13 protein-coding genes are annotated in these 13,104 nt (G+C 72.0%); 10 read left to right on the top strand and 3 right to left on the bottom strand.

The window, feature by feature from the left end:
- The first annotated feature begins 284 nt into the window (after positions 1-284).
- Positions 285-1,949 (top strand): phospho-sugar mutase, encoded by a 1,665-nt coding sequence (locus AB0M39_RS38985; protein ID WP_365373012.1) that lies wholly within the window; start codon positions 285-287, stop codon positions 1,947-1,949.
- A 265-nt stretch (positions 1,950-2,214) separates the two neighbouring features.
- Here the strand turns inward: AB0M39_RS38985 and AB0M39_RS38980 are convergent, their stop codons facing one another.
- A complete protein-coding gene (locus tag AB0M39_RS38980) occupies positions 2,215-2,886 on the bottom strand; it encodes a PH domain-containing protein (protein ID WP_365373010.1) in 672 nt (223 codons plus the stop codon).
- 144 nt (positions 2,887-3,030) lie between these two features.
- On the opposite strand from AB0M39_RS38980, the gene deoC reads away from it, so the two are divergent.
- Genes deoC through AB0M39_RS38965 form a run of 3 tightly spaced genes read left to right on the top strand, consistent with a single transcriptional unit; the run spans position 3,031 to position 6,294 of the window.
- A complete protein-coding gene (gene deoC / locus AB0M39_RS38975) occupies positions 3,031-3,978 on the top strand; it encodes a deoxyribose-phosphate aldolase (RefSeq protein ID WP_365373017.1) in 948 nt (315 codons plus the stop codon).
- On the top strand, positions 3,975-5,411 hold the full coding sequence (locus tag AB0M39_RS38970) for an aldehyde dehydrogenase family protein (protein WP_365373015.1): 1,437 nt from the start codon (positions 3,975-3,977) through the stop codon (positions 5,409-5,411). Before deoC ends, AB0M39_RS38970 begins: the two co-directional genes overlap by 4 nt.
- On the top strand, positions 5,404-6,294 hold the full coding sequence (locus AB0M39_RS38965) for an aldehyde dehydrogenase family protein (RefSeq protein ID WP_365373008.1): 891 nt from the start codon (positions 5,404-5,406) through the stop codon (positions 6,292-6,294). Before AB0M39_RS38970 ends, AB0M39_RS38965 begins: the two co-directional genes overlap by 8 nt.
- A 130-nt stretch (positions 6,295-6,424) precedes the next feature.
- Here AB0M39_RS38965 and AB0M39_RS38960 read toward each other — a convergent pair whose 3' ends face one another.
- Positions 6,425-6,826 carry a hypothetical protein gene (locus AB0M39_RS38960; RefSeq protein WP_365373005.1) on the bottom strand — a complete coding sequence of 134 codons (402 nt, stop codon included), beginning with the start codon at positions 6,824-6,826 and terminating at the stop codon, positions 6,425-6,427.
- A gap of 120 nt (positions 6,827-6,946) precedes the next feature.
- Here AB0M39_RS38960 and AB0M39_RS38955 point away from each other — a divergent pair, with 120 nt between their 5' ends.
- Positions 6,947-7,579, top strand: a complete 633-nt coding sequence (locus AB0M39_RS38955; protein ID WP_365373002.1) for an ATP-binding protein — start codon at positions 6,947-6,949, stop codon at positions 7,577-7,579.
- A 493-nt stretch (positions 7,580-8,072) separates the two neighbouring features.
- Here AB0M39_RS38955 and AB0M39_RS38950 read toward each other — a convergent pair whose 3' ends face one another.
- Positions 8,073-8,798 carry a SigE family RNA polymerase sigma factor gene (locus tag AB0M39_RS38950; protein ID WP_365373000.1) on the bottom strand — a complete coding sequence of 242 codons (726 nt, stop codon included), beginning with the start codon at positions 8,796-8,798 and terminating at the stop codon, positions 8,073-8,075.
- A gap of 227 nt (positions 8,799-9,025) precedes the next feature.
- Here AB0M39_RS38950 and afsQ1 point away from each other — a divergent pair, with 227 nt between their 5' ends.
- The 5 genes from afsQ1 to AB0M39_RS38925 all read left to right on the top strand — a co-directional run bounded on the left by afsQ1 (position 9,026) and on the right by AB0M39_RS38925 (position 13,040).
- Positions 9,026-9,703: a two-component system response regulator AfsQ1 gene (afsQ1, locus tag AB0M39_RS38945; protein WP_365372998.1), complete on the top strand. Its 678-nt coding sequence runs from the start codon at positions 9,026-9,028 to the stop codon at positions 9,701-9,703.
- Between the two features lie 118 nt (positions 9,704-9,821).
- The gene (locus AB0M39_RS38940; RefSeq protein WP_365372995.1) at positions 9,822-11,372 is read left to right on the top strand and encodes a HAMP domain-containing sensor histidine kinase; all 1,551 of its coding nucleotides are present in this window, start codon (positions 9,822-9,824) and stop codon (positions 11,370-11,372) included.
- Positions 11,369-12,061: a hypothetical protein gene (locus AB0M39_RS38935; RefSeq protein ID WP_365372993.1), complete on the top strand. Its 693-nt coding sequence runs from the start codon at positions 11,369-11,371 to the stop codon at positions 12,059-12,061. Before AB0M39_RS38940 ends, AB0M39_RS38935 begins: the two co-directional genes overlap by 4 nt.
- Before the next feature lie 112 nt (positions 12,062-12,173).
- A complete protein-coding gene (locus tag AB0M39_RS38930) occupies positions 12,174-12,749 on the top strand; it encodes a VanZ family protein (protein ID WP_365372991.1) in 576 nt (191 codons plus the stop codon).
- Positions 12,750-12,839: 90 nt separating this feature from the next.
- A complete protein-coding gene (locus tag AB0M39_RS38925; RefSeq protein WP_365372989.1) occupies positions 12,840-13,040 on the top strand; it encodes a PspC domain-containing protein in 201 nt (66 codons plus the stop codon).
- The last annotated feature ends 64 nt before the right edge of the window (positions 13,041-13,104 follow it).

The following is a 13,104-nucleotide window of genomic DNA, read 5'->3' as shown; positions in this document are numbered from 1 at the left end:
CGCTCTTTGGGGCCGACTCAACCCGGCGGGGGGGGCCGCCCCGGCGGGGGCGGCGGGCCCCCCCCCCCCGGGCAGCCCGCACAGGGCACGTCACCCCCGCCCCAGGGGGCTACGCCCCCGTACGGCCTTCGGCCGTGTCCTCAATCGCCGGACGGGCTGAGTTTGGGGCACCCCCGCGTCCCGTGCGCAAGCAACCCGCCATCCCCACCCCACACGCCCCAGATCCCCCCTTCCCGGCGAATAATGGGCCGGGCCCAGGCAGACATATGAGAGGCGGACCCACCGTGCAGCAGGACCTCATCGCGCGAGCCAGCGCGTGGCTGGCCGAGGATCCCGACCCGGAGACCCGGGACGAGCTCGGCAAGCTCGTCGAGGCCGACGATCTCGACGAGCTCGCCGTGCGGTTCAGCGGGACGCTGCAGTTCGGGACCGCCGGTCTCCGCGGCGAGCTGGGCGCCGGGCCGATGCGGATGAACCGATCCGTCGTGATCCGTGCCGCCGCCGGGCTCGCCGCGTACCTCAAGGCGAAGGGCGAGACCGACGGCCTGGTCGTCATCGGGTACGACGCGCGTTACAAGTCCGCCGACTTCGCCCGCGACACCGCCGCCGTCATGGTGGCCGCCGGTCTGCGCGCCGCGATCCTGCCGCGCCCGCTGCCGACGCCCGTCCTCGCCTTCGCCATAAGGGAGCTGGGCGCCGTGGCCGGCGTCGAGGTCACCGCCAGCCACAACCCGCCGCGCGACAACGGCTACAAGGTCTACCTCGGCGACGGCTCCCAGATCGTGCCGCCCGCCGACGCGGAGATCGCCGCCGAGATCGAGGCGATCCGCAGCCTGAACGACGTGCCGCGCGCCGAGTCGGGCTGGGACACCCTCGGCGACGAGGTCCTGGACGCGTATCTGAAGCGCACGGACGAGGTCCTGACCGCCGGCTCCCCCCGTACCGCCCGCGTCGTCTACACGGCGATGCACGGCGTCGGCAAGGACGTGCTGACCGCCTCCTTCGCCCGTGCCGGCTTCCCCGCGCCCGTCCTCGTACAGGAGCAGGCGGAGCCCGACCCGGCCTTCCCGACCGTGGCGTTCCCGAACCCGGAGGAGCCGGGCGCGATGGACCTCGCGTTCGAGACCGCCCGCCGGGTGCAGCCCGACATCGTCATCGCCAACGACCCCGACGCGGACCGCTGCGCCGTCGCCGTCCCCAACGGACGCGGCGGAGGCAACGGACAGAGCGACGACTGGCGCATGCTCCGCGGCGACGAGGTCGGCGCGCTGCTCGCCGCCCACCTCGTCCACAAGGGCGCGCGCGGCACGTTCGCCGAGTCGATCGTCTCGTCCTCCCTGCTGGGCCGGATCGCGGAGGCGGCGGGGCTGGCGTACGAGGAGACCCTGACCGGCTTCAAGTGGATCGCCCGCGTCGAGGGGCTGCGCTACGGCTACGAGGAGGCGCTCGGCTACTGCGTCGACCCCGAGGGCGTACGCGACAAGGACGGCATCACCGCGGCGCTGCTGGTCGCCGAGCTGGTCTCCGAGCTCAAGGAGCAGGGCCGCACGCTGACCGACCTCCTCGACGACCTCGCCGTCGAGCACGGTCTGCACGCGACCGACCAGCTCTCGGTCCGGGTCGAGGACCTGAGCGTCATCGCGAACGCGATGCGCGCCCTGCGGGAGCAGCCGCCGACGACGCTCGCCGGCCTGCGGGTCACGACGGCCGAGGACCTGACCCAGGGCACGGACAAGCTGCCTCCGACGGACGGCCTGCGCTACTACCTCGACGGCGAGTTCAAGGCCCGCGTCATCGTCCGCCCCAGCGGCACGGAGCCCAAGCTCAAGTGCTACCTGGAGGTGGTGATCCCGGTCGCGAACGCGAGGGAGCTCACGCCGGCGCGCGAAAAGAGCGGGGAGGTCCTCGCGGCGATCAAACGAGACCTGTCGTCGGCGGCGGGCATCTGACCTGACGATCTTCCCGGCGGGGCGATTGCACATCCAGCCCCGCCGGCGCTTGAGGCGATCCCAGCCCCGCCGGCGTTTGAGGCGCGGGGTCCGGGGCAGAGCCCCGCAGGCAGCCCGCACAGGGCACGTCACCCCCGCCCCGGGGGGCTACGCCCCCGTACGCCCTTCGGCCGTGTCCTCAATCGCCGGACGGGCTGAAAACTCAGCCCCGCCGGCGATTGAGGCGCGACGTCGCCCCGGGGCCGCCCCCCGGGGAATCACCCCGTCACCCCACCGCCCAAAGCACCGCCAAAAGCACCGCTCCCGCCGCCGACGGACCCATCACCTCGTACGCCCAGCGAACCTGCGACTCGCCAGCCACACCCGCCGCACCCGCCGCACCCCCCGCGCCCTGCGATCCCGCCCCCGCTCCCGCCCGTTCCGCCAGCTCGCGCAGGTCCGCGACCGTCTGGTCCGTCGACGCCATCCGCGCCTGCGCGTCCGTCACGTCCGCCGACACCGACGTCCTGCCGTGCGGGTCGTCGCTCGCCCGCTGCATCTGGCGGCGCGAGGCCTTCTTCCGCTGCCGCAGCGAGACCGGGACCGCCCACAGCTGGTACTTCTCGCCGGTCTTGGTGAAGATCTCGCTGGAGTACCCGGCGCGCACGTCCTCGACCTGCTCCCACGGGAGGGTGATCATCCGCCACGGGTTGCGGATCCGGATCCGCTCGTCGTTGACGAAGACGGCCGGCCGCAGCGTGAAGGCCACGATGAGCGGCACCACGAAGATCGCGCCCGCCAGCGCGAGCCACGGCGTGCGCCCCTCGCCGCGGATCAGCGCGTCGCCGGCCATCCACGCGATGAGCGCGAGCAGCAACACCCCGCCCACCATCGCGGCGGGCGACCGGAAGACCCGGTCGGCGTAGGTGGGCTCGGCGGGCTGCTGGGGGCTCGTCATGCCTCCGATTCTGCCGTACGCCCGCGGGCTCGCCGATGTGCCGGTGACCACTCGCCCGCGGCGAGCCGACACATCGTGACCGGCCCGCTACGAAGGCCCCCCTGTACAGGCCGCTACGCGCGTAGATATGCTCATCTGGTGACCATGCCCACCACCGCCCCCGCATTCGCTGACGTGACAGCGTCCGACAGCACACTGCGTCGCTTCCTTCACGGCCTCCCCGGCGTCGACGCCGTCGGCCTGGAGGCTCGCGCCGCAGGGCTCGGCACGCGCTCGATCAAGACCACAGCCAAGGCGTACGCCATCGATCTGGCCATCTCCATGATCGACCTGACGACGCTCGAAGGCGCGGACACCCCGGGCAAGGTCCGGGCGCTCGCCGCCAAGGCCGTGCATCCCGATCCGACCGACCGCTCGACCCCGTCCACCGCCGCGGTCTGCGTCTACCCCGACATGGTGGCCGCCGCCAAGGACGCCCTGAAGGGCTCGGACGTCAAGGTCGCCTCCGTCGCCACCGCCTTCCCGGCCGGCCGCGCCGCCCTCGACGTGAAGCTCGCGGACACCCGCGACGCCGTCGCCGCCGGCGCGGACGAGATCGACATGGTGATCGACCGCGGCGCCTTTCTGTCGGGTCGATACTTGAAGGTGTACGACGAGATCCGCGCCGTGAAGGAGGCCTCCGGCCCGGCCCGGCTGAAGGTCATCTTCGAGACCGGCGAGCTCTCCACGTACGACAACATCCGCCGCGCCTCCTGGCTCGGCATGCTGGCCGGCGCGGACTTCATCAAGACCTCGACCGGCAAGGTCGCGGTCAACGCCACCCCGGCCAACACGCTCCTGATGCTGGAGGCCGTGCGGGACTTCCGCGCGCAGACCGGCGTCCAGATCGGCGTGAAGCCCGCGGGCGGCATCCGGACCAGCAAGGACGCCATCAAGTTCCTCGTGCTGGTCAACGAGACGGTCGGCGCGGACTGGCTGGACAACCACTGGTTCCGCTTCGGCGCGTCGAGCCTGCTGAACGATCTGCTGATGCAGCGCCAGAAGCTGGCGACCGGCCGCTACTCCGGCCCCGATTACGTGACGGTGGACTGATCATGGCATTCGAATACGCACCCGCGCCCGAGTCGCGGTCGGTCGTCGACATCGCGCCGTCGTACGGCCTGTTCATCGACGGCGAGTTCGCCGACGCCGCCGACGGCAAGGTGTTCAAGACCGTCTCGCCCTCCAGCGAGGAGGTCCTGTCCGAGGTCGCCCAGGCGGGCGCCGAGGACGTCGACCGCGCGGTCAAGGCCGCCCGCAAGGCGTTCGAGAAGTGGTCCGCGCTGCCCGGCTCGGAGCGCGCCAAGTACCTCTTCCGGATCGCGCGGATCATCCAGGAGCGCAGCCGCGAGCTGGCCGTCCTGGAGACGCTGGACAACGGCAAGCCGATCAAGGAGACCCGCGACGCGGACCTCCCGCTGGTCGCGGCGCACTTCTTCTACTACGCGGGCTGGGCCGACAAGCTCGACCACGCCGGCTACGGCCCGAGCCCGCGCCCCCTCGGCGTCGCCGGCCAGGTCATCCCGTGGAACTTCCCGCTGCTGATGCTCGCGTGGAAGATCGCCCCGGCCCTGGCCACCGGCAACACCGTGGTCCTCAAGCCCGCCGAGACGACCCCTCTCTCCGCGCTCTTCTTCGCGGACATCTGCCGCCAGGCGGGCCTGCCGAAGGGCGTCGTCAACATCCTCCCGGGCTACGGGGACGCCGGCGCCGCGCTCGTCGAGCACCCGGACGTGAACAAGGTCGCCTTCACCGGCTCGACCGCGGTCGGCAGGGCCATCGCCCGCCAGATCGCGGGCACCGACAAGAAGGTCACCCTGGAGCTGGGCGGCAAGGGCGCGAACATCGTCTTCGACGACGCCCCCATCGACCAGGCCGTCGAGGGCATCGTCGGCGGCATCTTCTTCAACCAGGGCCAGGTCTGCTGCGCGGGCTCGCGGCTGCTGGTCCAGGAGTCGGTCCAGGACGAGCTGCTCGACTCCCTCAAGCGCCGCCTCTCCACGCTGCGCCTCGGCGACCCGCTGGACAAGAACACCGACATCGGCGCGATCAACTCCGCGGAGCAGCTGGCCCGCATCACCGCGCTGACGGAGACCGGCGAGGCGGAGGGCGCGGAGCGCTGGTCCGCGCCGTGCGAGCTGCCGTCGGCCGGCTACTGGTTCGCGCCGACGCTGTTCACGAACGTCACCCAGGCGCACCGGATCGCGCGCGACGAGATCTTCGGCCCGGTGCTGTCCGTGCTGACCTTCCGCACGCCCGACGAGGCGGTCGCCAAGGCCAACAACAGCCAGTACGGCCTCTCCGCCGGCATCTGGACGGAGAAGGGCTCCCGTATCCTCGCGGTCGCCGGCAAGCTCCGCGCGGGTGTGGTGTGGGCCAACACGTTCAACAAGTTCGACCCGACCTCGCCCTTCGGCGGCTACAAGGAGTCGGGCTTCGGCCGCGAGGGCGGTCGCCACGGCCTGGAGGCATACCTCGATGTCTGATGTCGCGCGTCTCAGCGTCTTCAAGACCTACAAGCTGTACGTCGGGGGCAAGTTCCCCCGCTCCGAGAGCGGCCGGGTGTACGAGGTGACGGACTCCAAGGGCAAGTGGCTGGCCAACGCTCCGCTCTCGTCCCGCAAGGACGCGCGCGACGCGGTCGTGGCGGCGCGCAAGGCGTTCGGCGGCTGGTCCGGGGCGACCGCGTACAACCGCGGCCAGATCCTCTACCGCATCGCCGAGATGCTGGAGGGCCGCCGCGAGCAGTTCGTCCGCGAAGTGGCGGACGCGGAGGGCCTGTCCAAGTCGAAGGCCGCGGCCGTGGTGGACGCGGCGATCGACCGCTGGGTCTGGTACGCGGGCTGGACGGACAAGATCGCTCAGGTCGTGGGCGGGGCGAACCCGGTCGCGGGCCCGTTCTTCAACCTGTCGACGCCCGAGCCGACGGGCGTGGTGACCGTGGTCGCCCCGCAGGAGTCGTCGTTCCTCGGCCTGGTCTCCGTCGTCGCCCCCGTCATCGCGACGGGCAACACCGCGGTGGTCGTCGCCTCGGAGAAGGCCCCGCTCCCGGCGCTCTCGCTGGGCGAGGTCCTGGCGACGTCGGACCTCCCGGGCGGCGTGGTCAACATCCTGTCCGGCAAGACCTCGGAGATCACTCCGTCGCTCGCCGCGCACCAGGACGTCAACGCGATCGACCTCACCGGCGCCGACGCGGCGCTGGCGCAGGAGCTGGAGGTCGCGGCGGCGGACAACCTCAAGCGGGTTCTCCGTCCACAGGCTGTGGATTTCTCGGCGGCCCCGGGCGTGAAGCGCATGACGGCCTTCCTGGAGACGAAGACGGTCTGGCACCCGACGGGCTCGCTGGGCGCGTCCGGCTCGGCGTACTGACCGCGCCGGCGGCGCAGCCGCCCCAGAGCCGAGCCCCCTGCCGCTCCGTCCGGCGGCAGGGGGCTCTCTCACGTCCGCGTCATGTCTCATGTCTGCTTCACGTCCGCTGAACGTCCTCGAACGTCCGCGCTCAGGGCGACAGCACCCTGGTGAGGCCTCCCACCAACGGCAGATCCTCGAGCGCGGCCCCGGAGGCCAGCGGCCCGGTCACCGCGCCCGTCGAGATCGGCTTGAAGTCGGCGACCTGCGTGGCGACGACGTTGTCGAGCGGGTCGGAGCCGGTCTTGGCGAGCGGGTTGAGCTGGAGGCTCTTGAGCTGGCCGGCGCCGGTCACCGAGTTCGTGAGGGCGCCCGTCAGCACCTCGGCCGGCCCGCCGCCCCGCGCGTCGAGGCCGAGGGGCGGAAGCTGCGAGGCCGGGGCGGCCTGCGCGGCGCTCGCGCCGACGCCGAGGGCGGCGGCGGCCGCCGCGACGGTCGCGCCCGCGCGCAGCAGGGCGGTGCGCCGGGACGAGGAAGCTGTGTGACGTGCCATGGGATTCCTGACTCAGTGGGTAATCGGAGATGCACGCAGCGTAGTTGAGACGGAGTCCTCCGTACCAACGTCCTCCCCGGGTGGTCCCCTTCACGGGTCAATGCCTCACACTGGTGTCCCGTGACCTCCTCTCCGCTTCCCGCCCGCGTCGTGCTGCTCACAGGGCCGTCCGGCTCCGGAAAGTCCTCTCTCGCCGCCCGCACCGGCCTTCCGGTGCTGCGCCTGGACGACTTCTACAAAGAGGGCGACGACCCCACGCTTCCGCTGGTCACGGACAGCACGGACATCGACTGGGACTCCCCGCTCTCCTGGGACGCGGACGCGGCGGTGGCGGCGATCAGCGAGCTGTGCCGTACGGGGCGTACGAACGTTCCCGTGTACGACATCGCCACCAGCGCGCGCGTCGGCAGCGAGTCGTTCGCCATCGACCGCACGCCGCTCTTCGTGGCGGAGGGCATCTTCGCGGCGGACATCGTGGCGCGCTGCGCTGAGCTGGGAGTGCTGGCGGACGCGCTGTGCCTGCGCGGCCGCCCGTCGACGACCTTCCGCCGCCGCCTCGCCCGCGACCTGCGCGAGGGCCGCAAGTCGGTCCCGTTCCTGCTGCGCAGGGGCTGGCGCCTGATGCGCGCGGAACGGGCCATCGTGGCCCGCCAGACCTCCCTGGGCGCGCACGCATGCGACAAGCAGGAGGCCCTGGGCCGCCTGACCTCAGCAGCGGCGGGCCACGTCCACCGCACCCCCGCGAACGCCTGAGACCCAGGCACGGTCACCCTCGCCCCGGGGGGCTACGCCCCCGCCCCCGTACGCCCTACGGGCGTGTCCTCAAACGCCGGACGGGCTGAGTTTCCCCGGCGATTGAGGCGCACTTTCAGCCTCGCCGGCGTTTGAGGCGCGGGGTCCGGGGCAGAGCCCCGCGGGCAGCCCGCACAGGGCACGTCACCCCCGCCCCAGGGGGCTACGCCCCCATACGGCCTCCGGCCGTGTCCTCAAACGCCGGACGGGCTGGGTTTCCCCGGCGATTGAGGCGCGGGGCCGCCCCGGGGCTGTCCCCCGGGGAAGCAGATCCACCCCCGCACAAAAACAAGAGCGGGGCCGGACAAGACCCCCCGGCCTGTCCAGTCCCGCTCTGTTCTCCCCGCAGGGCCCCCGTGGATCCCCCGTGTCCCCCGTGGTCCCCGTTCCCCCGTGGATCCCCCCGGATCCCGCCGTCTCCCCCGAGACGGCGTCCCCCGTTCCCCCGTCGCCTTCAGGCCACCAGCTCGCCGAAGGACTCTTCCTCATCACGGCCGAAGCTGAGGACCTCGTCCTCGCGCAGCCGGCGGAGCGACCGCCAGATGCTCGACTTCACCGTGCCGACGCTGATGTCCAGGATCTCCGCGATCTCCGGGTCGGTGCGGCCCTCGTAGTAACGAAGGACCAGCATCGTCCGCTGGGTCTCGGGCAGCCTGGCCAGCGCCTGCCACAGCACCGCCCGCAGCTCGGTGCCCCGCATCGCGTCGGTGTCGCTCGCCGTCTCCGGGAGCTCCTCCGTGGGGTACTCGTTGAGCTTGCGCCGGCGCCAGGCGCTGATGTGCAGATTGGTCATGGTGCGGCGGAGGTATCCCCCGACCGCCGCCTTGTCGCTGATCCGGTCCCAGGCGCGGTACGTCGAGAACAGCGCGCTCTGGAGCAGGTCCTCGGCCTCGAACCGGTCGCCGGTCAGGTGGTATGCGGTCGCGTACAGGGAGGCACGGCGCTCCTGGACGTAGGCGGTGAACTCCGCCTCCGACAGGCTCGTCCGCTCCCCCGAGGCCTCCCTGTACGACGACGCTCCCCCGTCAGTCACAGCCACCATGTACGGCGCCTTGTGCTGACGTCCGACGCTGCGAACGCACCCCCGCCCGTTCACCGCGCCGGACTTCTCCGTGCTCCTCACGACGTCGTGGAGACGCGTGACAACTGCGCTTGAGTTGGTGCTGTGCAGTGCGTTCATCTCGCGCCCCCCGTCGAGTGGAGTCTGCTTCGGTCCGTGTGCTGAGAACTCTGCCCGGGCAGTTTCATCGCGGTGTCCGTCGACTGTCACAGGCGCGTCACAAGCCCCGTCATGGCCGTCTCGAGTCGGCCGCCAAGACGTTGAAGGGGCCTTTCACAAGGGGAGGAGTCGTGTGGGAGCGCTCCAGCTGTCGAACTAGGGCTCCCCTATGGGCCAGAATGACCTCCGTGCCTTTCCTGTTGCTGATCGAGGACGACGATTCCATCCGCACGGCCCTCGAACTCTCCCTGTCACGCCAGGGCCACCGAGTGGCCACCGCGGCGACGGGCGAGGACGGCCTGAAGCTGCTGAAGGAGCAGCGGCCGGATCTGATCGTGCTGGATGTGATGCTGCCCGGGATCGACGGTTTCGAGGTGTGCCGGCGCATCAGGCGTACCGACCAGCTGCCGATCATCCTGCTGACCGCGCGCAGCGATGACATCGATGTAGTGGTCGGGCTCGAGTCGGGCGCCGACGACTATGTCGTCAAGCCGGTCCAGGGCCGGGTGCTGGACGCCCGCATCCGGGCCGTGCTGCGGCGCGGCGAGCGCGAGTCCACCGACTCGGCGACCTTCGGCTCCCTGATGATCGACCGCTCCGCGATGACGGTCACCAAGAACGGCGAGGACCTCCAGCTCACGCCGACCGAGCTGCGGCTGCTGCTGGAGCTGAGCCGCAGGCCGGGACAGGCGCTGTCCCGTCAGCAGCTGCTGCGTCTGGTGTGGGAGCACGACTACCTCGGCGACTCGCGTCTGGTGGACGCGTGCGTGCAGCGGCTGCGGGCGAAGGTCGAGGACGTGCCGTCCTCGCCGACCCTGATCCGCACGGTCCGCGGCGTCGGCTACCGGCTGGACGTGCCGCAGTGAGCCGCCCCGCGCAGAGCCGTAGCGCACGGAGCCGTACCGCACGGAGCCGTACCGCACAGTGCCGTACCGCGCGCTCAGCGGTGGGCCGCGCGTTCGCCGTCATGGACGGACGTACTTGGTGAGCAGTGCCGCAAAGCGCGCGCTGCTCGCCGGACTTCGCCTGACGAGCCTGCGCCTCCGTCTCGTCGTCGTGTTCGCGCTGGTCGCGCTGACCGCCGCCGTCTCCGCCTCGGGCATCGCGTACTGGCTCAACCGCGAAGCCGTGCTGACCCGTACGCAGGACTCGGCGCTGGCCGACTTCCGTCAGGAGATGCAGTCCCGGGCGGCCGCGCTGCCGCTGCGGCCGACGCAGAACGAGCTCCAGAAGACCGCCGAGCAGATGGCCGCCGGCGCGGACGGCTACAGCGTGCTGCTGATCGGCGAGAGCTCGGAGCTCAAGACGATCGTCGGCGTCTCGGACGCGGACGCGTTCACGCTGAAGGACGTGCCCAGGACGCTGCGGGAGGCCGTGGACGAGCGGCAGGACGTCGGCGCGGGCAACTCCGTCCCGTACCACCTGTACTGGCAGCGCACCCAGCGCGGCGGCAAGCCGTATCTGGTCGGCGGCACGCGGATCGTCGGCGGCGGCCCGACCGGCTATGTGTTCAAGTCGCTGGACCAGGAGCGCCAGGACCTCAACTCGCTCGCCTGGTCGCTGGGGATCGCCACCGCGCTCGCCCTGGTCGGCTCGGCGCTGCTCGCGCAGGCCGCGGCGACGACCGTGCTCAGGCCGGTGCACCGGCTCGGCGAGGCGGCGCGGCGGCTCGGCGAGGGCAAGCTGGACACCCGGCTGCGGGTCTCGGGCACGGACGAACTGGCGGAGCTGGCACGGACGTTCAACAAGACCGCCGAGTCGCTGGAGAAGAAGGTCGCGGACATGAGCGCGCGGGAGGAGTCCAGCCGCCGCTTCGTCGCCGACATGTCGCATGAGCTGCGCACCCCGCTGACCGCGCTGACCGCCGTCACCGAGGTGCTGGAGGACGAGGCCGACAGCCTCGACCCGATGATCGCGCCCGCCGTGAACCTCGTGGTCAGCGAGACCCGCAGGCTGGGCGACCTGGTGGAGAACCTGATGGAGGTCACCCGCTTCGACGCGGGCACCGCGCGGCTCGTCCTGGACACCGTCGACGTCGCCGACCAGGTCACCGCCTGCATCGACGCGCGCGCCTGGCTGGACGCGGTGGACCTGGACGCCGAGCGCGGGATCATGGCCCGGCTCGATCCGCGCCGGCTCGACGTGATCCTCGCGAACCTGATCGGCAACGCGCTCAAGCACGGCGGCTCGCCGGTACGCGTCTCGGTGCGGCCGGTCGACCACGAGCTGCTGATCGAGGTGCGCGACCACGGGCCCGGCATCCCCGAGGACGTGCTGCCGCACGTCTTCGACCGGTTCTACAAGGCCAGCGCCTCGCGGCCGCGCTCCGAGGGCAGCGGTCTGGGGCTGTCGATCGCGATGGAGAACGCCCATATCCACGGCGGCGACATCACCGCCGCGAACTCCGCGGACGGCGACGGAGCGGTGTTCGTGCTGCGGCTGCCGCAGGACGCCGCGGCGCTGACGGACGGCGACGGGGAGAGCGACGCGGACGCCGAGGGCGTCGGCGAGCCGGGAGAGGAAGGCGCGCAGTGACGCCGAAGGGCCGTACCCGCACCGGCAGCCGTACGCGTACGCGCGTGCGTCGTCGTGCGCGTCAGCGGGCGCTGTGGTCGGCGGCGGCGCTGACCGGCGTCGTCGTTCTCGGCGGCTGCGGGATCAGAACCACCCAGGTGCCCGTCGACGGCGGGCCCGCCCCCTCCCGGGAGCCGTGCGAGGTGACCACGGCGAGCCTGACCCCTCAGGCGCAGCCCCAGGGCGCCCCGGTGCGGGTCTATCTGGTGTGCGCCTCGCAGCTGGAGTCGGTGGAGCGCACGGCCGAGATCCCCGAGGTGAAGGCCGTCGACAGCCGGGTGCAGGTCGCGCAGGCGCTCCTGGACGAGCTGGCGCAGGAGCCGACCGCGTCGGAGCACGAGGCCGGCTTCGCCACGTACGTCCGAGGGCCGATAGTCGTCACCGGGCCGCGCAGAGACGATCCGGCGGGCACGCTGCGGCTCAGCCGCCAGCCGGAGGACCTGCCAGCGCCGGCGCTCGCGCAGATCGTCTGCACGTTCGCGGAGAGCAAGGCCGCGACCGCCGACGGCTCGGTGACGCTCGGCGGCCCGGGGGACTACTCCCCGCGCGGCTACGAGTGCTCGACCGGCGCCAAGGAGCGGCCGGAGAGCGCGCTGCCGACGCTCGGCGCGCTCCCGACGGCGGCGGGTGCGTCGCCCGCCTCCCCCTGACGCCTCCCGGTACCCGCCCGCGGACGCTTCCGCCAGGGCCGGAGGTCGTCGTTCGAGCTTCCTCTTGAAATCGCGCGGAACCGATTCGCGGGAAGCATGCGTCTTGGGGGGCGTGCAGCGTCAAGGTTCGGGCGGCAGTGCCGCCATCCGCTTCCGCGCGGCGGGGGTCGTCCTCCTCGTCGCGCATCTGCTGCTCGTCGCATGGCTGACGCTGCGCCCGCTCGACGTGATGTGGGTTACGGCCGCGAATCTCGAGCCGCTGGCGGGCATCAAGGCATCGCTCGCGCTGGGCCCGGTCGAGGCCGCGCGGCATATCGGCGAAGGACTCGTCCTGCTGGCCCCGCTCGGCGTGCTGCTGCCCATGGCGGGCGGCCGGCTCGCCGTATCCCCCTGGGCGTCCCTGGTCCGCACGGTCACCGCCGGCGCTCTGTTCTCGCTCGGCATCGAGCTGCTGCAGACCGCGGTGCCGGGCCGGGTGGTCGACGTGGACTCGCTGCTGCTGAACACGACCGGTGTGGCGCTGGCCCATCTGCTGGTCGTGCCCGCGGGCCGGGCCCGGCTGCTGCGCAGGCAGCGCCAGCAGTCGAAGGCGGGGGGCTCCTCCCGCAGGCAGGCGGGGACCGTCCGGCGGGAGGAGGCGTCTCAGGGACCGACCCCTACGATTCCCAGGGTCGGGATCGCCCCGTAGAGCGACGCTTTGCCCCCTGGCGCGAGGCCACCATGGAGTCATCGGAGCACGACGTAGCTGCTCCCCCAGGTTCTCGCGAAGGAGCCCACCATGGCCGCCATTGTCCGCCCCCGTGACGGAAAGATGATCGGTGGAGTGTGCGCAGCGCTGGCACGGCGCTTCGGCACCTCCGCGACCACGATGCGCGTCATATTCGTGGCGTCGTGTCTGCTGCCGGGACCGCAGTTCCTGCTCTACCTGGCGCTGTGGGTGCTGCTGCCGCAGGAGAAGACGGCGAGCACGGCCTGGTAGCCCGCGGCACTTCCTACGCACCGTACGTATGCGAGTGGGGCGCACACCCGAGCCGGGTGTGCGC

It is taken from the genome of Streptomyces sp. NPDC051907, from assembly GCF_040681075.1.
In the GTDB taxonomy this organism is placed as follows: domain Bacteria; phylum Actinomycetota; class Actinomycetes; order Streptomycetales; family Streptomycetaceae; genus Streptomyces.
Note: the sequence above shows the minus strand (reverse complement) of the source record. Positions and strands in the feature narration are given on the sequence as shown.